Origin of the sequence: Pontibacter arcticus (assembly GCF_003284895.1) — a bacterium.
GTDB classification, from domain to species: domain Bacteria; phylum Bacteroidota; class Bacteroidia; order Cytophagales; family Hymenobacteraceae; genus Pontibacter; species Pontibacter arcticus.
This window is the reverse complement of sequence record NZ_QMDV01000002.1, coordinates 983,441-1,004,009: the sequence shown is the minus strand read 5'-3', so window position 1 is coordinate 1,004,009 and position 20,569 is coordinate 983,441. Positions and strand designations below refer to the sequence as shown.

Below are 20,569 nucleotides of genomic sequence, written 5' to 3'. Positions count from 1 at the left end.
TTTTACTACTTATTTTTAAAACAGACTTTTTATGAAACGCACCCAACTTTTAGCCGCCGCCCTCGTTTCGTTTTTTACAATTTCATGTGAGCAGTCCGAAGTGGCCGCTCCAAGCGTTAGCCAGTCCATTGCAGGCGAGGTAAGCCAGCAGCAGCAATCTGTTATCTCTTCAGTAGAGACGTACCGCAAAAACCTGCTGGTAGAAGAGCGCTTTGAAACCCCTGAACTGGCCGATTTCATTTCGGGCAACTACAGTGCCTTCTACAAGATGCAGTCCTCCAGGCTCTACAGCTTTGATGCCTCCGCCGAGAAGGCAAAGAAAGGAACGCGTTCAGGTAAGTTTGAGATGCTCAAGGCCGATGCCGCCGCAGGCGTGATCCGCTCGGAGGCGGCCAGTCGTAATGCTGAAACCAACCGTCACCGCTGGTACGGGCTGAGCCTGTATCTGCCATCCTCGGACTGGAGCACCTCCAATGACTGGGAGATCATCACCCAGTTCTGGAGCCAGCACGATGCGGGCGAGGAGGCACACAACCCACCTATTGAATTGTTTGTCTCCAAGGGCCGCTTAAAGCTGGGTGTGAAGTGGGCCTCTGCCCCGATCCACACGGATGCCACCCGGGACGGAGAATTAAAGTTTGACCTGGGCCTGCTGCCCAAAGACAAGTGGGCGGACTTTGTCTACCACATCAACTACTCCTACAAGGAAGACGGCCTGATTCAGGTATGGATGGATGGCAAACTGGTGGTCAACCACAAAGGCCCCAACAGCTACAACGACCAGAAGATACCTTTCTTCAAATACGGCATCTACAAGCGCAACTGGGACACCGCCACCACCAAGCGCAGGCTCTTTGTGGATGAGGTGCGGGTAGGAAACGAGAATGCCACCTACAACGACGTGGCCCCGACCAGAAAACTTTAATATAGGTTATACTTCAAACAGCACAGGCAGAAGATCACTCTTCTGCCTGTGCTGTTTTTAATGTGGGAAGAAACTTTAGTCTCCGGCTTTATCCACTTCTGCCGCATCTTCCACATCTTTCACTTGTTCAGTATAGATAAAACCATTGCTTGCTGCATGCGCGGCGGCTGCGGCCGTATCTTTAACCAACACTAATTCTACTTCTCCATTTGCTTTTAATTCGTCTGCAATGGTGCTCACAGCTTTTGCACGATGCTCAATGGCCACATCCCTGATATAAATGGCCATAATCCTGCCAGGGTAATTCTTAACAACTTCCCGGTAGATAGGAGCATCCTGCTGGCCACTGTCGCCTATCAGTATAAAGTTTAGCGCCGGGTAAGTGATCAGTATATTTTCAATCTCTTTATACTTGTGGCTCATGTGGTCGGAATGTCCAAGTTTGTTTTCATCAAAACCGAAATCACGAAGCAGGAGAGGGCCACGCGGAATATCATTCAGCTCCAGGAAATGATAGAGCAGGTCATAATTGTTCCAGGGGCTGCTAGATACGTAAAAGAAAGGATTGTTTCGTTTACCATTTCGCCCAATCTGCAGTTTTTTGTAAAACTCGGCCACACCATGAAACGGAATACGGGTATGCGCATTATTTAACAGTACATTGCGCCCCGTTTCCAGTAAACTGGTTGCACCCGTCCGTACTATGGTGTCATCAATATCGGATATGATACCATACTCTGCATCCGGCGGTGGCACCAGCACATATGCATTGGCTTTTACTGGCTCGTCTATAGGCACTGGTGCTTCCAGTAAATTAACTTCTATCGTGTGCCAGATATCATCTAACTGCAAGGGCGTATCGGGAGCCAGGTTCAGGACAAAATATCCTTCGTTATCAGTCGTTATTTCGTACTGCCGGCCTTGTAACGTAAGTTGTATACGGGCCCCCGGAATTTCATCACTTTCGAAACGGCGGTACATGTTCAGGAGGTTTTCCCAGAGCGTGTCGTTCTCTTCAGATTGGGTAATGCCTTTATCTACTAATACACGGCCTTTTACATAAAGGCGGTCAGGCGTGCCATAGCTACGGTATGTAACAATATGTAACGGGCTTAACCAGCCTAATTTTTGCTTTAGCCGGAAAGTAAGATTATCTATTTTTTCCTCTCCTGTAAGTATGATCTTGGCTGCTTTCTTTTTTATATTTTTCATAGTTAAAACAAAAATGCCCGCACGTTAGGGTACAGGCATTTGGTTTTAAAGGTTTAGTGCTCTCTTTATTTCGTTAAAATCGGTATCCGGTGCAGTTGTTGTTTTGCAACCTTTATCTTTTGCAAGTGCTTGTATGTTCTGTATTCGGTTATCAGGATTGGGATGCGTGCTTAGGAACTCTGGTGGCGTGCCTTGCTGGCTCTCTTCGTTTAGTTTGATAAAAAAACCGGCCGCCCCATCGCAGGCATAGTAATTGGTACCTCCCAGGTATAAAACGGATGTATTATCAGCCTCGGTTTCTGCATCGCGGCTAAACTTTAAGCCGGCAAAGGTGCCTGCCAGCTGGCCTGCAATCTGCTTTAACGTGCCCGGATCGTTACCTAACGCTACCGATAATAGTATGGCAATGCCATAATCGCGTTGTAGCTGCTTTACGCTGTGGCGCTTATCGGCGTGCGCAATTTCATGGGCAATTACACCGGCCAGGTGGTCTTCGTCTTTCAGGTATTGCAACAAACCTGTAAATACATAGATGTGGCCGCCAGGCGTTGCAAAAGCATTTAAGGTATTTTTATCGTCGATGATCTTTACATCCCAGGCAAACTCATTTTTATACTTTACTTCTCCCGAATTCAACACACGGTTAACGATCCGGTCAAGACTGGTATAGGCTTTTTGAACGTTGGTATTGCTGCTGTTTCGTTCAAGGAGTGTTTTCTGAGAGCGGTACGTCGAATCTACTTTAGCAGAAACCTGCTGGCCTAATTTAATATCGTCCTGAATAGAAAAGATAATGTTATCGCTGTCTTCGCAGCTGCTCAGTAAAAAGCTGCCAGACAACAAACAGATGCAGGCAGAAAGAAATGATTTTTTGAACATAAGGGTAAAATCGGAAAGCTATGCATTGCTACAGAAAAGCTTCAAGTTTTAAGGTCTGGTTACAGTTAAACTAACTGGTGTAGCAAGATGCCATACGAGTTTTATACTTGGTTTGGTTGCTCGTATCTGAGGCAAAAGTCTCAAAAAAAACGGGCATAAAAAAAGCCCTTGAGAGGTCAAGGGCTTTTCTAAGTGTAGTATATGCTTATTTAACGGAAGAACTTCCGATTGCGTTGCCATTTGTATCAAGTTCAACTACATCGTAGTTAAGCTTTTGTAACTTGGCAAGTACGGTTTTCTTATCGCCTACAACCACAATGTGCATATTATTTACCGGCAGGTGTTTGGCAGCCAGCCCATCAATATCTTTTTTGGTGATGTTGTTCAGGATATCGGTCTGCTTTTTAACAAAGTCCTTGTTTAAATCGAACTCAACAATGCGGCCTAAGAAACCGGCTTTCTGGCCTGGCGTTTCATACTTGCGTGCATCCGATTGTCCGATAGAGCTCTTCATGAACTGGATCTCCGCATCTGTAATGCCGTTCTTCTGGAAATCCGTGATCTCTTTCATGAATTCGGTTACAGACTCGGCGGTTGCATCGGCACGAACACCGGCAGATGCCGTGAACGGACCTGCATAACGGCTACCAGCGTAGCCGGAACGAGCACCATACGTGTAGCCTTTGTCTTCACGTAGGTTCAGGTTGATGCGGCTGTTAAACGCACCGCCCAATACGTAGTTCATCAAACCTAATTTATAGAACTCACCTGTTGCATCGTAAGGCATACCCAGGTAACCGATCCTGATCTCAGACTGAGCTGCATCCGGCTTATCTACAAAGTAAATGCGCGTTTTCTCAATCTGTGGTGCTTTCGTATCAGAGGCAAGCTTTACGTCTTTTTTCTCCCAGTTTTTCAGGAAGTCAAGTTTTGCAATTGCTTCTTTTTCAGAAATATCACCCACAATAACCAAGCTGGAAACAGAAGGAGAGAAGTTGTTCTTGTAAAACTGTTTTACATCATCCAGGGTAATGCTGTTTACAGTTTCTGCAGTACCTGAAGTAGGCGTTGCCATGATATGGTTGCTGCCGTACACCAGTTTGTTGTACACGTTGTTGGCAATTGCCGTTGGCTGTGTAGCCTGGTTAGCAATGCCTTCCAGCTGCTGCTTCTTTAAACGATCGAAATCATCCTGCGCAAACTTAGGACGGAACATACGCTCTTCCATCAGCGCAAGCGTCTTGTCCAGGTTTTTCTTCAGCGATTGTACATAAACTGTTGTTTCTTCAGTGCCAGCAAAAATGCTGACAGAGCTACCCAGTTTATCCAGTTCGTTGCTGAACTGCTCTGAAGTATACTTTTCCGTATCCTCGTTCATTAAAGCAGCTGTCAGCGAGCTGATACCTGCTTTACCTGCTGATAAGCGATGACCGCCTTTTACAGTTAACTGTACGGTAACGGTTGGTATCTCATCAGATTTTACACCGATAACCTTCAGGCCATTCTTGAAATCAGAAGTATAGTATGCCGGAACTTTCACTACCGGGTTTTTACCTGCACCCGGGCGGTTTTTGCGGTTAAAAGTATCAACAGCTTTGGTATACTTCAGGCCGCTGTACTGATCAGCGGCAGGCTTAAAGCCATCCTTAGCTATTGTGTAGTTATCAGCTTTTGCCAGCAGATCGGATTTCCCTTTTGGCACAACACTCAGTATAACGCTGTTTTTACCTTTGATATACTGGTTGAACACACGCATAACATCTTCTTTGGTAACAGACTGAATACGCTTCAGTTCGTCCTGGATGTAGTTGGGGTTGTTACGGAACGTCTCGTTGTAAGCCAGTTGCGATACTTTGCCACTCACACTCGACAAACTGTTGATCAGGTTAGATTCGGCAGAAGCTTTGAAACGAACAAGGTCTTCGTCGTTAATGCCACGCTTCTCAAATTCTGCGATAGACTGGCGTACAAGTTCTTCCGTTTTTGCAAGGCTTGTATTCGGGTAAGCCATTACAGAAATACCAAATTCGCCGGCAAGCTCAGAGGCAGAGTTAGATGCGGAAGCGGATAGGGCTTTCTGCTCTTTTACAAAGTTTTTGTAGAAGATAGAGTTTTTGCCCTGGCCCAGAACTTCAGCTAAAACATCCAGTGCAGGCTCATCTTTATGTCCGGATTCCGGCGTTGGGAACGTCATGCGCAGCATCGGGAAACGTACGTTATCTTCGTAAGAAACGTAGCGGTCTTTGTCCAGCTTCGCCATAACCGGCTTCATGTTCTCTACGGCAGGGCCGGCAGGAATAGAACCGAAATATTTTTCAACCAGCTTTATTACATCGGCTGGCTTCACATCGCCACCAACAGTTACGGTTGCGTTGTTAGGGCCATACCAGCGCAGGAAGAAGTTTTTCAGGTCATTAACATCCACACGGTTCAGGTCTTCCAGGTAACCAATGGTAGTCCAGGAATACGGGTGACCATAAGGGTATAAGTTCTGAGAAGTTTTTTCGTAAACCAGGCCGTAAGGGCGGTTATCGTAGTTCTGGCCACGCTCGTTCTTTACGGTTTCGCGCTGTACTTCGAATTTCTTCTGCGTTACGGCATCCAGTAAAAAGCCCATGCGGTCAGCTTCCAGCCAAAGCGCAGTTTCCAGTTGGTTGCTAGGTACGGTTTCGAAATAGTTGGTACGGTCGCGGTTAGTAGTACCGTTCAGCGTTCCGCCTGATTCAGAAACAATCTTGAAGTGCTCTTCGTCTGCTACGTTATCAGACCCCTGGAACATCATGTGCTCAAAAAAGTGCGCGAAACCGGATTTGCCAACTTCTTCGCGTGCCGAGCCAACATGGTAGGTTACATCCACGTGAACAACCGGATCAGAATGATCTTCGTGTACAATTAAGGTAAGGCCATTTGCCAGTTTATACTTTTCGTAGGGAATAACCAGTTCAGAACCTTTTTTGGTTACTTTTTCTACCAGTTTAGTTTGGGCTTCGGCAGCACTCACAACACTTGCTGTAAGTACCATGCTCAGTCCGATCTTTTGTAGCATAGCAGTTTAGTTGTTTGTAAATATATTAGCTGAACAATATAATGATTACTTTGTTCAGGTGGAAACAAAATAGACGAACGCCTATTTTGTTTCTCTTAACACCTGTTTACCGAACATAACCGATACTGCCAGGGTTAGCAAAGCAATAAAAAGCATGGCCGTTGTCAGCAGAAAAGACATACCTGCCGTCTGGGTTGTAACTGTTTCCTGGGGTTGCTGCATTACTTCCAATAAACGCGCAAAATAAGTAGCCGAGCGCCATCCTAAAAGTATGGAAAGCAAGCCGGCTTCCGCAGCGCCAAGTATAAAGGCCCATCGTTTTCCCCTGTTCAGGAAGTGCCCTGCTGTTAATCCGATTAATCCTCCTGCAGCGCCGGTAATTAAAGCAGTTTTTGCCTGCTCGCCGGCCAGGTCTACTGCCACCGCACCGCAAGCAAGCATAAAAAAGCCGAAGAAAGCATACAGGTAAGAGATGTTTTTATACATGATGTTGAAGTATGAAGTATAAAACAAAGATAAGGCAGTTTCTGTTACGGCCTAAAACCGGTACAACTTTTAAGATTTTAGGTAGTATGTAACGCAGGACGTTCCGGTACAAACCCATACTTTATGGCAAAGAAAAACGAATTACATACTTTATATGCAGATACCACAAAATCTGCGGAAGTAGCAGGCCTGCGTTATACTTCGGATAACATGCCCGGCTATACCCGCAAAAAGCATGGCAAAAGCTTTATCTACCAGGACGCTAAAGGTGAGAAGATCACAGAGGAAAAAGTACTGGAACGGCTGAAGAAGATCGTTATTCCGCCTGCCTGGACCGATGTCTGGATTTGCAAGCAGGCCAAGGGACACCTGCAGGTAACAGGCCGCGACGAGAAAGGCCGCAAGCAATATATGTACCATCCGCAGTGGCAGCAGGCACGCAGCCTGACCAAATTCGGGCGCATGATCCTGTTTGGCGAGCGGCTTCCAAAGTTGCGCGAGCAAATCGAAAACGACATCAAATCCAGGCAACTCGATCGCCGTAAAGTAACGGCACTGGTTTTATCGATTATGGATAATGCCCTTATCCGGATCGGGAACCGCCATTATGCCAAATCCAATAACTCATATGGCCTTACTACGCTGCGCGATAAACATGTAACCGTAGAGGGCAGCACCATTAAATTTGCGTTCCGAGGGAAAAAAGGAGTAGAGCACGAGATCGACTTGAAAGATAAAAGACTGGCGCAGTTGGTAAAGAAATGCCGTGATATTCCGGGGTATGACCTGTTTCAGTATTACGATGAAAACGGTGAGCGGCAGGTATTGGAATCTGGTGATGTAAATGCCTATCTGCAGGAAGCAACCGAAGAAGATTTTACTGCCAAAGATTTCAGGACGTGGGGCGGCACCGTGCGCATGGTAGAATGCCTGGAGCAGGTACTGGAAGAAAACCCGGATCTGGAAAAAGAAAAAAGTATAACGGCCGCCGTAAAAGAAGTAGCGCATAGTTTAGGAAATACGCCTACGGTTTGCAGTAAATACTACATTCATCCGGAGGTGGTAAACCTGTTCAGAGAAGATAAACTGCTTGCTTACCTCAAAAACCACGATGCAACCAAGTCCAAAGTAGAGCACTTGTCGGGCACAGAAGAACTGGTTTTAAAAATGCTGAAGAAAGTAGCGAAAGAAAAGAAAGTATAAACAACAAAAAATCCCTGCAGGAAAGTATGATTTGCTGCAGGGATTTTTTTTGAAGTATGATTTATACTTTCGCCGTTACCTTATTTTCAGGTAGAACAGTTTCGTCTGCCAGGTGAGAAGTATAATAAGCGATCAGGCCATTGGTCGAGCTGTCGTGGGTGGCTTGCTTTGCCTCTAACAGTTCTTTTTCAATTGTGCCGGCCAGTTCTTTCCCCAACTCAACACCCCACTGGTCGAAAGAATAAATGTTCCAGATCACGCCTTGTACAAACGTTTGATGCTCGTACATGGCCAGTAAACTTCCAAGCACATAAGGTGTCAGTTTCGGGAACATGATAGAGGTAGTTGGCTTGTTGCCTTCAAACACTTTGTGCGGTGCCAGTTGCGCTATTTCTGTTTCCGAAAGCCCTTTTTTGCGTAGTTCCGCTTCAGCTTCTTCCAGCGTTTTGCCTTTCATCAGCGCTTCTGTCTGGGCAAAAAAGTTAGATAAAAGCAAAGGCTGGTGCTGGCCAATCGGGTTGTTGCTATTGGCTGCAGCTATAAAATCGGCAGGGATAAGCGACGTGCCCTGGTGTATCAACTGAAAGAAAGAATGCTGTCCGTTGGTGCCTGCCGCTCCCCAGATAACTGGCTGCGTAGAGTAGGTAACAGCTTTGCCATTTCGGTCTGTGCTTTTCCCGTTGCTCTCCATTAACAATTGCTGCAGAAACTCGGGTAAAAGGCGCAGGTATTGGTTATAAGGAAGTATGGCATGTGCCTGTGCCCCAAAGAAATTCGTATACCAGCTACTCAGCAAAGCCAATAAAACAGGCACATTCTGTTGCAAAGGCGTATCCCGGAAATGCTTGTCCATGGCTTCGGCACCACGCAGCAGTTCTTCAAATTTATCATAGCCCAAAGCGCACGCAATCGGTAAACCAATCGCAGACCACAGCGAGAAACGACCGCCTACCCAATCCCAGAACCGGAAGATGTTTTCAGGAGCAATCCCAAATTTAGCTGCTTCGGTTTTGTTGGTTGATAGCGCTACAAAGTGCTTCTGAATGTGGCTTTCGTCGTTGGCTGTTTGCAGAAACCAGGTGCGGGCCGTGTGTGCGTTGGTAATGGTTTCTTTGGTGGTAAATGTTTTGGATGCGATGATGAACAGCGTTGTTTCCGGATTGAGTTTGCGGAGCACTTCGGCTGCATCCGAGCCATCCACATTCGAAATAAAACTGACTTCTATACTTTCGAGCTGGTATTTTTTAAGCGCCTCACACACCATTTGCGGACCCAGATGCGAACCGCCTATTCCGATATTCACAACGTGCTCAATCCGTTTGCCTGTGTAGCCTTTCCACTCGCCGGAGTGCAGCTGGTTGCAGAAATTTTTCATCTGCTGCTGCACATCGCGTACTTCATCCAGAATATTTTCGCCTTCCAGCATCACTTCCTTATCCGTAAAATTACGCAGCGCGGTGTGCAGCACAGCACGGTTTTCGGTAGCATTAATCGGCTTGCCGATAAACATACTTTCGATGGCAGCTGGCAATTCCATCTCTTCGGCCAACCCAACCAGCAACTGAAGTGTTTCTTCGGTGATGCGGTTTTTGGAAAGGTCGACTAAGGTATCCTCAAAATAAAAAGAAAATTTCTGAAAGCGTTCCGGGTCTTGAGCAAACAGATCGCGCAGGTGCAAGGGCGCAACTTCAGTGAAGTGCAGCTGTAGTTTTTCCCAGGATTTAGTTTGCGCAGGCGAGTAATTTTTTAACATCGTATACTTTAGATTTTGGGGCGGGTTTGTGCAACAGTTACTTAAAATAAACGCTTTGGGTTACTTATTTAACCGTATTTAGCGGAAGCCTGAAGTATAATTTTATACTTGCATTTATACCTGATTATATCGCAACGGGCTGCTATGCGTATGTATGTTCTTATACAGTAACTTTTTAATGGCTTTTACTCCGAATAAAAGTAAAAGCTTTAAAGATAAACATTAAAAGTATGATTGAACCTGAAAACAAGCTCGACCAGAACACAAAACTGACACCGGCCCAAGAAAACGAAAAAGCGATACAAGAAAAACTGCAGGACGCTGGCGAAATGCAGCAGGAAAAAAACTACACGCAAACAACCCCTGAACAAGGCTCGGATGTACCACCACAGGAACAAACCGTTGGTATTCCGTAGAAGAGGCAAAATCTATACTTTGTTTCGCATTAATTTATACTTTACATCATGACCTATACTGCTGCTAACGGCCTGCTTAAAAAAGATGCCCTTGCGTTACCTTCTGCCTTAACCAATTTCGATCAGTTGTTTAACGATAAAACGCCTGCGCTTTTCATGGATTATGACGGCTGCCTGAGCCCGATTGTGAAAGACCCGGAGAAAGCTTTTATGAGCGATGGCATGCGAAAGGTGGTGGCAGATCTGGCTGAAGTATGTTTTACAGCCGTAGTGAGCGGCCGCGACCGACAAAACGTAAAAAACCTGGTGCAGTTGGATAGTTTATACTTTGCAGGCTCGCATGGATTTGATATTTCGGGACCGGAGAATTTGCTCACAGAACCAGCCGATGCAAAAGAAATGTTGCCTGCTTTAGATCAAGCTCAAGACATACTGAAAGAGAAACTACAAAGTATAAACGGCGCGCTGGTAGAACGAAAACGCTACGCCATTGCAGTGCATTACAGAAATATAGAAGACGAGCATGTACCGTACGTGAAAGAAACTGTAACAGAAGTGCTACACAAGTTTCCGGTTTTAAAAGAAGGTTTAGGCAAAAAGGTGCTCGAACTAAAACCAAACCTCGACTGGAACAAAGGCAAAGCCGTACTGTGGCTGCTCGAAAAATTTAACCTGAATAAGGCTACGATTATGCCCGTTTATATCGGGGATGATATAACGGATGAAGATGCTTTTGCAGCACTTCAAGGCAAAGGAATTGGTATACTGGTAGGCGAACACGACGAGCAGACTTCCGCCACCTACCGCCTCGAAAGTGTTGACGAAGTACAAATTTTTTTAGAAAAACTGTTACACTATCAGCAAAAATAAAAGCCATACTTGTACAGCAAGTATGGCTTTCACAAAGTATAAATTGATGGCTTAATCGAAGATCAGAATTTTGTCTTTGTGCTTGCCGCGCATGTGGCCCCGTATCAGTTGCTGCACGTCTTTGTTATCATTGTAACGGGTAATTGCGCTTTTAAAATCTTCTAATCCCTGAGCAGAAAAGTACTCATCTACAAAGCCAAAACCCAGGTAGGTACCGTTCTCCACCACTACCACTGACTTTTCGCCTAGCTCGCGGCCTTTGCCTATGATCACAAACGAGTTGTGCTCGAACGTGAAAGAATCGATTGCTTCGGCTACGCGTGCGTTGTATTCCTCCGGAGATTCCAGTCCGATGCAGGCGCCTTTACACTGGTGCACCTGGTAATCAAAGCAGGCACCATTGGTTTTATACAGATCGCAGAGTTTCTGGCAAAGGTTAAATTTGGATACTTTATGAAACAGAAATCCTTTGGCTTTAAACTGATTGGTAAGTGCAATAATAGGGGTCATGTTTGCATTTTCAGCGCGGTTCACGGTGCCGAAAGTTAACCTGCGATAGCCCTTTTCATCCTCGTAACTATAAATGCCGGTGTTAAAAACGCTACGGCGTTGCTGGCGGTTATACTGCGGTTTCATGCGCTTTATCTCCGCCGACTCAAACAGCAAAGCCACCAGTTCGTTGCCCATTCGCTCATAAGTAATATCGGCAATGCTGTTCTTAAACTCTACGGACTTGCGGCTTTTGTAATCGATATTGAAATGCTGAATGATGCGCTTCTTTATATGAATACTTTTGCCTACATAAATCACCTCGCCCTGCTCGTTGTAAAAATAATAAACGCCCGGTACGCCCGGCAGCGCATCTACCTGTTCTTTTGTAATGCGGGGGGGTAATAAGGATGTTTTAATAGCATGTTTCAGCTGTTCGGATGGCTCTGTTAACTGCTGTTGGCCATCTATTACAGGGCGGTTTATTTTGATGAGCTTATCAAATAGTTTGGCAGTAGCTTCGGCATCGCCGATGGCGCGGTGGCGTTGCTGCAGCGGTATATCGATACTTTTGCAAAGCTTGCCTAAGCTATATGAAGGCAAACCCGGAATAAGGGAACGGCTGAGGCGAACGGTACAAAGCGTTTTCCGCTGAAAGGTAAAGCCCAGATCAGCAAATTCTTTTTTTATAAAGGAGTAATCGAAACGGACGTTGTGCGCTACAAAAACGTGCCCTTCGGTAAACTCTACAATCTCTTTGGCAACTTCGTAAAACTTGGGGGCATCGCGCACCATTTCGTCGGTGATGCCGGTAAGCTGCGTAATAAAATAGGGGATAGGGCGCTGCGGATTGATCAGTGTGTTATACTGGTCCACAATTTCCTGGCCGTTATGTATAAAGATGGCAATCTCTGTAATTTTATCCTGCGACGGCTGACTTCCCGTAGTTTCGATATCTATGATGGCGTACAAGCTTCTGAACGTTTAGGTGTGTCGGTTCCTGTTTTAAAGGCTTATCCTATAAACCAATATTATTAGCAATACGTTTCAAAATGCTGCATGCATACCTAACCCTGCAAATGGTATTAGTAAGTTACTCCTGTATTTCTTGGCCCTGTTTTTTAGCGCGGTTTCGAAGCTTGTCAAACATTTTGTTAAACCGCCCGCTTTTCTGAGATTTCAGATCGTCGATATCAGCTAACAAATAACCGAACGGCTCGAGCGGTTCGTAGGCATCAAACAGCACTTTCAGCATGGCGATCAGCGGAATAGAAAGGATCATGCCGGCAGCGCCCCAAATTTCCCCGCCCAACAGCAACGCAATAATGGCTGCAAACGGGTTTATACTTACTTTAGAGCCTACAATAAAGGGCGTTATAAAATTACCTTCCAGGAACTGCACAAATGAAAATACACCTACTACCAGCAGCGCATCTACTAAATTGCCGGTTGCGGCCAGTGTAAAAAGAGCAGGCAACATCGCCCCGATCAGGATGCCGATGTAAGGTATAATAGTTAGTATGGATGCAAACACGCCAAAGAAGATCGCATACTTTACACCAAGTATAAGCAGGCCCATCGAGTTCAGCAGCGATACAATGACAATCACGATCATTAAACCGGATAAATAACTTTGCACCACCGTCTGAATATTGCTGACAGTTTGCATCATGCCGCTGCGGCGGTCTTTAGACACAAACTTGAACATGAACTGCTGCAGGTGATCGCGATAGTATAAAAAGCAGAAAATAAAGATGGGGATGATGGTCAGCATGGCCAAAGCGCCTGTTGTAGTGGATATGGTACCTTGCAGCAAGCTGCTTGCTATTTCCCGCAGGTTGCCAAACGAGTCGCGGATCAGGTCGGTGCGGCTGGACGGCGGAATGCTGAACTTTTGGTATAGGAAATCCTGGACTTTAATAACCAGTTCATCAATATTCTGGCCTATCTTATCCAGTTCGCTGGTCAGGCTCATTATTTGTGCTGATAAAAACCAGATAACCAGTCCCAGTATACTAATCACTACAATCAGGCTAAACATAATAGCCAGCGCACGCGGCAGTTTTAACCTCTCCAGGTTTTGGGAAAGCGGCAGTAACAGCAAAGCAAATAGCATGGCAAAGGCAAGCGGTACCAACACGGCTTTAAAAAGCTGCATAAAGTAGATCAGCAGCAAAAGACCCATTAAAATAGCAATACACTTCAGGTAGGTCGGTAACTTTATTTCCATGTAGCAGAGCAGGTAAAAGAATATAGCGATTAAAATATGTACTCGCTAAGGTACGCAAATGTTATACTTAGCTGCTATCTGGCTGGTTATTAATTTGCTAAATAAATTGGCTAAAATAAGGTATAGAAATCGTATCTTTGTTGAACCAGAAGCTTTAAATGAAGGTTCTAAAGAAGATTAAACGGATAAAAAACAACTCAGGAGAAAAATATACTAATTGTATTAGCATCAAAGTATAAACCTGAAGTATAAATAACAAGAGTGTACTGGAGAGTTAGCACCTCAAGTTTTTTTATTTTTATATATATTTCCAATTAATTCTACCCTAACAATATACTTACGCTTACAGAATGGCAGAGTTAGAACACACCTACAACGAAGATAGTATCCGATCACTGGAGCCGCGCGAGCACATCAGGTTACGCCCTGGTATGTATATTGGCAAGCTCGGAGACGGTTCTTCGGCCGACGATGGTATCTATATATTAGTAAAAGAAGTGATCGATAACTCCATCGACGAACATGTGATGGGGTATGGTAAAACGATCGAAGTAAAGATATCAGACCATAAAGTACAGGTACGTGATTACGGCCGTGGCATTCCGTTAGGCAAAGTGATCGATTGCGTTAGCAAAATAAATACCGGCGGAAAGTATGATAGCAAAGCGTTCCAGAAATCAGTTGGTCTGAACGGGGTTGGTACCAAAGCGGTAAATGCCCTTTCCAGCCATTTCCGGATTCAGTCGGTGCGTGATGGTAAGGTGAAAGCAGCTGAATTTGAACGTGGCGTACTTACGGAAGATGTTGAAATTCAGGATTCGTCCCAGCGTAACGGCACGCTTACTGTTTTCACGCCCGATGATACCATTTTCAAGAACTACCAGTTTAACCCGGATTACCTGGAAAACCAGATCTGGAATTATGTATACCTGAATGCCGGCTTAACCATTGTATTTAACGGTAAAAAATATTATTCTGAAAACGGCCTACTTGATCTGCTTCGTAACAAAGCCGATGAGGAAAGTATGCGCTACCCGATTATTCACCTGAAGGGAAATGATATTGAGCTGGCCATTACGCACGGTAACGATTACGGCGAAGAATATTACTCGTTTGTAAACGGGCAGTATACTACAATGGGCGGCACGCACCTGGCAGCTTTCCGAGAGGCGGTGGTTAAAACCCTGCGTGATTTCTATAAGAAAGATTACGATGCTGCTGATATTCGCGGCTCTATAGTAGGCGCTATTTCCTTAAGAGTACAGGAGCCTGTTTTTGAATCTCAGACCAAAACAAAGCTGGGTTCTATTGAAATGGGGCCTGATGGTCCGGCTGTGCGCGCTTATATCAACGACTTCATCAAAGAGTCGCTGGATAATTACTTGCACAAAAACCCGACTACTGCCGAAGCCCTGAAGAAACGCATCGAGCAGAGTGAGCGCGAACGCAAGGATATGGCCGGCGTGAAGAAACTGGCCAATCAGCGAGCTAAAAAAGCGAACCTGCACAACCGTAAACTCCGCGACTGCCGCCTGCATTTTAACGAAGATAAAGACGAACGCAGCCTGCTTTCCACACTGTTTATTACCGAAGGTGACTCTGCCAGCGGTTCTATCACCAAATCGCGTAGCGTAGACATCGAAGCCGTTTTCAGTTTGCGAGGTAAGCCTTTGAACTGTTATGGCCTGAAGAAAAAAGTAGTTTATGAGAACGAGGAATTTAACCTGCTGCAGCACGCGCTTAATATAGAAGAAGGCCTGGAAGGATTGCGCTACAACCGTGTAGTGATCGCGACCGATGCTGACGTAGATGGTATGCACATCCGGTTGCTGCTGCTCACGTTTTTCCTGCAGTTCTTCCCGGATCTGGTGCGTAACGGCCATGTTTTCATCTTGGAAACGCCTTTGTTCCGGGTGCGAAATAAAAAAGACACAATCTATTGCTACAACGAAACCGAGAAACAGGAAGCGATACAGAAACTTGGCAAGCGCCCGGAAATTACCCGCTTTAAAGGTTTAGGTGAGATCTCGCCGGACGAGTTCGGTAAATTTATAGGTGATAACATCAAACTCAAGCCTGTTATCCTGCAGAAAGATACCACCATCCAGAACATGCTGAGCTATTACATGGGCAAGAACACACCCGAGCGACAGCAGTTTATTATTGAAAACCTGGTGATTGAAAAAGACATAGTAGAAGAATTATATGCATAACGACGAGCTGAACAACGAAGAGATAGAAAGAGAAGACGAACTGGCTGTGGAGTTTACAGACGGCGAGGCGGAGCTTATCCATAACGTAACCCCAGTTTCCGGTCTCTACGAAAACTGGTTCCTCGACTATGCTTCTTATGTTATACTAGAGCGTGCCGTGCCTGCCATTGAAGATGGTTTAAAACCAGTGCAGCGCCGCATCATGCACGCCATGAAAGAGATGGACGACGGCCGCTTCAACAAAGTAGCCAACGTGATCGGGCAAACCATGCAGTATCACCCGCACGGCGATGCTTCCATTGGCGATGCGATGGTAAACCTGGGCCAGAAAGATTTGCTGATCGAAACGCAGGGTAACTGGGGCGATGTACGTACCGGCGATAGCGCAGCAGCACCGCGTTATATCGAAGCGCGCCTTTCCAAGTTTGCGTTGGATGTAGTGTTTAATCCGCAGACTACTACCTGGCAGTTAAGTTACGATGGCCGAAAAAACGAGCCTGTTACGCTACCTGTAAAATTTCCGTTGCTGCTGGCACAGGGTGTGGAAGGTATAGCCGTAGGTTTATCTACGAAAATAATGCCGCACAACTTCAAAGAGCTTTTAAAGGGCTCAATTGATGTGCTGAAAGGCAGGAAGACTATGCTGATGCCTGACTTCCCGAACGGTGGTATGGTAGATGCGACAAACTATAATGCCGGTATGCGCGGTGGTAAGTTGCGTGTGCGCGCCACAATCGAGAAAGCGGATAAAAGTATGCTCATCATCCGGGATGTGCCGTATGGCATTACCACTACCGGTCTGATGGAGTCGATTGTAAAAGCGAGCGAGAACAATAAGATTAAGATCAAGAAGGTCGTAGATAATACGGCGGCCGATGTCGAGATTCAGGTGCACCTGCCCGCCGGCGTTTCACCGGATTTAACCATGGATGCGCTGTACGCCTTCACGGATTGCGAGGTCTCTATTTCGCCAAACACCTGCGTTATTATTGAAGACAAGCCGCGCTTCCTTAATGTAGATGAGTTATTGCGAATTTCTACCTTCAAAACAGTTGACCTCCTGAAGCGTGAACTGGAGATACGCAAAGACGAACTGGAAGACAAGTGGCATTACTCTTCCCTGGAAAAAATCTTCATCGAGAACCGCATTTACCGCGACATCGAAGAATGCGAAACCTGGGAAGCGGTATTAAATGCAATTGATACCGGCCTCGATCCGTTCAAAAAATTACTGCGCCGCGAGGTAACCGAAGAAGATATTATCCGCCTGACGGAGATCAAGATCAAGCGTATTTCCAAATTCGACTCTTTTAAAGCTGATGAGTATATCAAAAAGCTGGAAGAAGAGATGGCAGAAGTAGATGCAAATCTGGCAAACCTGATCGGTTACTCTATTTTATACTTTGAAGGCTTGCTTAAAAAGTATGGACAAGGCCGTGACCGCAAAACGCAGCTTAAAACATTCGATGTAATCACTGCCCAGAAAGTAGCCATTGCCAACCAGAAACTCTACATGAATGCCAAAGACGGCTTTGTGGGAACTGGTTTGCGCAAAGACGAATTTGTGTGCGATTGCTCCGATATGGACGATATCATCGTGTTCCGGAAAGATGGCAAGTTTGTCGTAACCAAAGTTGCCGACAAAACTTTTGTGGGTAAAGATATCATCATGGCTGGCGTTTATAATAAGAACGACGAGCACATGGTTTACAACATGATTTACGTGGACGGAAAATCCGGTATTTCGTTTGCCAAACGCTTTGCCGTTAAATCCATCACCCGCGATAAAGAATACGACCTCACAAAAGGAGAGAAGAACTCCAAAGTACATTACCTGACGGCCAATCCGAACTCCGAGTCAGAAGTGGTTACGGTAACGCTTGCACCGGCTGCGGCGGCTCGCATCAAAACCTTCGACTTTGATTTCGCTGAACTGATGATCAAAGGGAAAGGCTCGAATGGGAACATCATTACCAAGCATCCGATCAAGAAAGTGGTTCAGAAAAGCCTCGGAGAATCAACGTTGGGTGGTCGCGAGATCTTCTACGATGAAGTGATCGGCAGACTGAACACCGAAGGCCGTGGCCGATACCTGGGCTCTTTCAATACAGACGATACCATACTTGTTATTTATGAGGATGGCACGTATGAGCAGACTACATTCGACCTGAGCAACCACTATACTGTAGAGAAGATAAAAGTGCTGCAGAAGTTTGAGCCGGAGCTGGTGGTTTCAAGTATTTATTATGAGGGCGATAATAAAGTATACTATGTGAAGCGTTTCAAAATAGAGACCTCCAGTATAGGTAAGAAATTCACGTTTATTTCAGAGAGTAAGAATTCGCGCCTCGAAGCTGTTTCAACGCACCCGGAGCCGCTGGCAAAAATTGCCTTCAAGCGTGGCCTGCGTGGCGAGAAGGAAACAGAGAAGCTACTGCTCAGCGAATTTATCGACGTGAAAGGCTGGAAAGCGATGGGTAACAAACTGAACTACTACAAAATATTGGATGTAGAAGTGCCTAAAATGCAGGAAGTGGAGCTGGACGACAAGCCCAAAGCCAAGAAAGCTGCTGCCAAACGCGAGCCCATTACAGTACCTGATGAGTTGAAGGAGTTAGCTGAAGAAGCTGCACGCTCGAGCCAAGCTCAACCTCTTACTGGAAGTAACGTAGACTCGGAAACAGAATCCGAAGAAGAAAAAAGCGCGATCAAGAGAAAGAAACAACTTAATCTGTTTTAACTAGCAAAGTATAGCTCTTGCATTAGTCTTTTTTATTCTGTAAGTTACCACAGTATAATTGTTTATGAAAAGACTTTTTAGCGCCTTACTTATTATTGGTCTTCTTTTTTCCGGAGATTTTTCCAGCTGTTTAGCAGCTGGAAACGCCTCCGGAAACGAGCGGCTGATGCAACGTGCCGAAGCCTTACTGAGCAGTTACAAAGATTCGGAAGCGCTGATGCTTTATGAGCAGGTATTGGATAGCGCCGCCGATAATTACGAAGCACTTTGCAAGGCTAGTTTCCTGCATTGCCGCATCGGGGAACGTTACCTGGATGAAACTACAAAAGGCAAACACTTTAGCAAAGCAAAAGCCTATGCACTGCGCGCCTATGGTATTAACCCGTTGGATGCGGAATCGAATTATGTAATGGCGATGGCGATGGGCTGCGAAGCAATGGTGGCTGGTCCTAAAAAAAGGTTAACTGCAATTTATCAGATGCGCTCTTACCTGGATATTGCCTTGGCTGGAAACGAGCAACACGCAGGTGCCTGGTATATGCTAGGCCGCTGGTACTTTAAAGTGGCCAACCTGAATGTAGCAGAACAGACTGCAGCCAAATTCTTTTTTGGTGGCGTAAACGAGAAAGCTACTAACCAGGATGCGGTGGCTGCACTTGAGAAAGCGATCAGCTACGAGCCATCGAATATCCGGTATTACTATGATCTGGCGTGTGTGTACGATGAGATGAAAGATAAATCAGCCTGTATTTCTACATTGGAGAAAGCCCTCACGGTAGAGCTGGAAACGAAGGAGGAACTGGAACTAAGCAGGCGATGCAAAATAATGTTAGAGCAGCGAATGAAAAGCTAGCACTATCAGATGAAAAACAAAGAGCCTGCTTCCATTTGGTGGCAGGCTCTTTGTTTTTACCGGTAAGCTGCTTGGCAGATGTTTCTATTTGATGAAAATATCTTAAATTAGCGCATAGTATTACATTTAAACCATTTGCCAAAGTATAAACCAAACCCTGCATGCGGCACCTAGTACCTTTCCTGGCCCTGTTACTTTCAGGAATGTTGGCTGCCTGTACTAGCGAGGAAAGAAAGCAGGAGCAGATGGTTAACCTGGAGCAGGTAAAAGATGATCCGGAAAGCCAGCTTCGAAACCTGAATGCGGCCATACAAATGGCAAAGAACGATGGTAGTTTATATGCCCGGCGTGCGTTAGTATTACTGAAGGATGATAAATTTGAGCAGGCCTTAGCTGATACCGACGAGGCGTTACGACTTACAAAAGACGAACCAGCTAACTTGTTTTTAAAGGCACAGGTATTGCGTAAAATGAACCGGCAGCAGGAGGCTTTAAAGCTTGCGCTGCGTGCAGAACGGAACTCGTATCAAAGTTCGGCGCTGTATGTTTTGCTCGGGGAGTTATACTTTCAGCAAAAAAAGTATAAACAGGCAGCTGCTTACATCAGTAAGGCACAGCAGCTTACGCCCGCCGATGAGTATGTGTTATACTATAAAGCGAAAATACAGGAAGCAACTGCTGATACAGCTCGGGCTATCCAGCATTACAAAGCTGCTTTAAATTATGCACCGCAGTTTATGGAACCTAAAAGAGAGCTAGCCGGAATACTAGTAGCGCAGAAGGCCTACGAACCAGCCAAAGTATACCTGAGAGCTGCACAGAAGCAAGCCCCGAAAGATGCGCAGGTTTTATACTACAAAGGCCTGTTGTACGAAGCTGAACAGAAAGCAGATAGTGCGCATATTTTTTACAGAAGTGCCATAGCCGCTAACGATACACTGCAGGGACCACACTATAAAACGGGTTTATACTTGTATGCCCAAGGCGATTTCGAAGGTGCTGTACTTCATCTTAATAAGGCACAAAAAAGCTTTGGCAGAACCAAAAAATACCTGGTTACTTTAGCAAATAGCTACGAGAAAGCAGGCAGAAACATTGAGGCTCTGGATGCTTACCAAAAACTGCTGCAAGCAGAGCCGACGTATACATACGCTTACCAGGCCATCGCACGCCTGAAGTATAAATTAAACAGCGTACAGCCCGAAAGCAGGCCTGTGCAACCACAACCAGTAGAATTAATAGAAAACTAAAAAT

Annotated in this window: 15 protein-coding genes; 8 read left to right on the top strand and 7 right to left on the bottom strand. The window is 45.6% G+C overall.

Annotated elements, in window-relative coordinates:
• Positions 1-31 precede the first annotated feature (31 nt).
• Complete coding sequence (locus DP923_RS09540; protein ID WP_112304832.1) at positions 32-925, top strand: polysaccharide lyase; 894 nt, start codon at positions 32-34, stop codon at positions 923-925.
• Between the two features lie 75 nt (positions 926-1,000).
• Here the strand turns inward: DP923_RS09540 and DP923_RS09535 are convergent, their stop codons facing one another.
• From DP923_RS09535 to DP923_RS09520, 4 genes are all read right to left on the bottom strand, one after another.
• Positions 1,001-2,137 carry an App1 family protein gene (locus tag DP923_RS09535; protein ID WP_112305581.1) on the bottom strand — a complete coding sequence of 379 codons (1,137 nt, stop codon included), beginning with the start codon at positions 2,135-2,137 and terminating at the stop codon, positions 1,001-1,003.
• A 45-nt stretch (positions 2,138-2,182) separates the two neighbouring features.
• Positions 2,183-3,016, bottom strand: a complete 834-nt coding sequence (locus tag DP923_RS09530) for a M48 family metalloprotease (RefSeq protein WP_112305580.1) — start codon at positions 3,014-3,016, stop codon at positions 2,183-2,185.
• Between the two features lie 205 nt (positions 3,017-3,221).
• Positions 3,222-6,062: a M16 family metallopeptidase gene (locus DP923_RS09525; protein ID WP_112305579.1), complete on the bottom strand. Its 2,841-nt coding sequence runs from the start codon at positions 6,060-6,062 to the stop codon at positions 3,222-3,224.
• Positions 6,063-6,143: 81 nt separating this feature from the next.
• A complete protein-coding gene (locus DP923_RS09520; protein ID WP_112305578.1) occupies positions 6,144-6,548 on the bottom strand; it encodes a hypothetical protein in 405 nt (134 codons plus the stop codon).
• A 123-nt stretch (positions 6,549-6,671) separates the two neighbouring features.
• Here DP923_RS09520 and DP923_RS09515 point away from each other — a divergent pair, with 123 nt between their 5' ends.
• Positions 6,672-7,751 carry a DNA topoisomerase IB gene (locus DP923_RS09515; RefSeq protein WP_112305577.1) on the top strand — a complete coding sequence of 360 codons (1,080 nt, stop codon included), beginning with the start codon at positions 6,672-6,674 and terminating at the stop codon, positions 7,749-7,751.
• A 61-nt stretch (positions 7,752-7,812) separates the two neighbouring features.
• On the opposite strand, the gene pgi is transcribed toward DP923_RS09515, so the two are convergent.
• On the bottom strand, positions 7,813-9,504 hold the full coding sequence (pgi, locus tag DP923_RS09510) for a glucose-6-phosphate isomerase (protein ID WP_112305576.1): 1,692 nt from the start codon (positions 9,502-9,504) through the stop codon (positions 7,813-7,815).
• Positions 9,505-9,734: 230 nt separating this feature from the next.
• Between pgi and DP923_RS09505 the strand changes: the two genes are divergently transcribed.
• On the top strand, positions 9,735-9,920 hold the full coding sequence (locus tag DP923_RS09505) for a hypothetical protein (protein WP_112305575.1): 186 nt from the start codon (positions 9,735-9,737) through the stop codon (positions 9,918-9,920).
• Between the two features lie 48 nt (positions 9,921-9,968).
• Positions 9,969-10,790, top strand: a complete 822-nt coding sequence (otsB, locus tag DP923_RS09500; protein ID WP_112305574.1) for a trehalose-phosphatase — start codon at positions 9,969-9,971, stop codon at positions 10,788-10,790.
• Between the two features lie 51 nt (positions 10,791-10,841).
• Here the strand turns inward: otsB and DP923_RS09495 are convergent, their stop codons facing one another.
• The gene (locus DP923_RS09495; RefSeq protein ID WP_112305573.1) at positions 10,842-12,251 is read right to left on the bottom strand and encodes an exonuclease domain-containing protein; all 1,410 of its coding nucleotides are present in this window, start codon (positions 12,249-12,251) and stop codon (positions 10,842-10,844) included.
• 121 nt (positions 12,252-12,372) lie between these two features.
• Entirely contained in the window at positions 12,373-13,509 is a 1,137-nt protein-coding gene (locus DP923_RS09490) for an AI-2E family transporter (protein ID WP_112305572.1), read from the bottom strand.
• Between the two features lie 350 nt (positions 13,510-13,859).
• Between DP923_RS09490 and DP923_RS09485 the strand changes: the two genes are divergently transcribed.
• The 4 genes from DP923_RS09485 (at position 13,860) to DP923_RS09470 (ending at position 20,565) form a co-directional block, all read left to right on the top strand.
• Positions 13,860-15,722 carry a DNA topoisomerase IV subunit B gene (locus DP923_RS09485; RefSeq protein WP_112305571.1) on the top strand — a complete coding sequence of 621 codons (1,863 nt, stop codon included), beginning with the start codon at positions 13,860-13,862 and terminating at the stop codon, positions 15,720-15,722.
• Positions 15,715-18,462 carry a DNA gyrase/topoisomerase IV subunit A gene (locus DP923_RS09480; RefSeq protein WP_112305570.1) on the top strand — a complete coding sequence of 916 codons (2,748 nt, stop codon included), beginning with the start codon at positions 15,715-15,717 and terminating at the stop codon, positions 18,460-18,462. Before DP923_RS09485 ends, DP923_RS09480 begins: the two co-directional genes overlap by 8 nt.
• A 64-nt stretch (positions 18,463-18,526) precedes the next feature.
• Entirely contained in the window at positions 18,527-19,315 is a 789-nt protein-coding gene (locus tag DP923_RS09475) for a tetratricopeptide repeat protein (RefSeq protein ID WP_112305569.1), read from the top strand.
• Positions 19,316-19,476: 161 nt separating this feature from the next.
• Entirely contained in the window at positions 19,477-20,565 is a 1,089-nt protein-coding gene (locus DP923_RS09470; protein WP_112305568.1) for a tetratricopeptide repeat protein, read from the top strand.
• Positions 20,566-20,569: the final 4 nt, after the last annotated feature.

Bases quoted from the DNA above. Each gene is read 5' to 3' on its own strand.
- DP923_RS09540 (WP_112304832.1), top strand. From the start codon at position 32: ATGAAACGCACCCAACTTTTAGCCGCCGCCCTCGTTTCGTTTTTTACA.
- DP923_RS09535 (WP_112305581.1), bottom strand. From the start codon at position 2,137: ATGAAAAATATAAAAAAGAAAGCAGCCAAGATCATACTTACAGGAGAG.
- DP923_RS09530 (WP_112305580.1), bottom strand. From the start codon at position 3,016: ATGTTCAAAAAATCATTTCTTTCTGCCTGCATCTGTTTGTTGTCTGGC.
- DP923_RS09525 (WP_112305579.1), bottom strand. From the start codon at position 6,062: ATGCTACAAAAGATCGGACTGAGCATGGTACTTACAGCAAGTGTTGTG.
- DP923_RS09520 (WP_112305578.1), bottom strand. From the start codon at position 6,548: ATGTATAAAAACATCTCTTACCTGTATGCTTTCTTCGGCTTTTTTATG.
- DP923_RS09515 (WP_112305577.1), top strand. From the start codon at position 6,672: ATGGCAAAGAAAAACGAATTACATACTTTATATGCAGATACCACAAAA.
- pgi (WP_112305576.1), bottom strand. From the start codon at position 9,504: ATGTTAAAAAATTACTCGCCTGCGCAAACTAAATCCTGGGAAAAACTA.
- DP923_RS09505 (WP_112305575.1), top strand. From the start codon at position 9,735: ATGATTGAACCTGAAAACAAGCTCGACCAGAACACAAAACTGACACCG.
- otsB (WP_112305574.1), top strand. From the start codon at position 9,969: ATGACCTATACTGCTGCTAACGGCCTGCTTAAAAAAGATGCCCTTGCG.
- DP923_RS09490 (WP_112305572.1), bottom strand. From the start codon at position 13,509: ATGGAAATAAAGTTACCGACCTACCTGAAGTGTATTGCTATTTTAATG.
- DP923_RS09485 (WP_112305571.1), top strand. From the start codon at position 13,860: ATGGCAGAGTTAGAACACACCTACAACGAAGATAGTATCCGATCACTG.
- DP923_RS09480 (WP_112305570.1), top strand. From the start codon at position 15,715: ATGCATAACGACGAGCTGAACAACGAAGAGATAGAAAGAGAAGACGAA.
- DP923_RS09475 (WP_112305569.1), top strand. From the start codon at position 18,527: ATGAAAAGACTTTTTAGCGCCTTACTTATTATTGGTCTTCTTTTTTCC.
- DP923_RS09470 (WP_112305568.1), top strand. From the start codon at position 19,477: ATGCGGCACCTAGTACCTTTCCTGGCCCTGTTACTTTCAGGAATGTTG.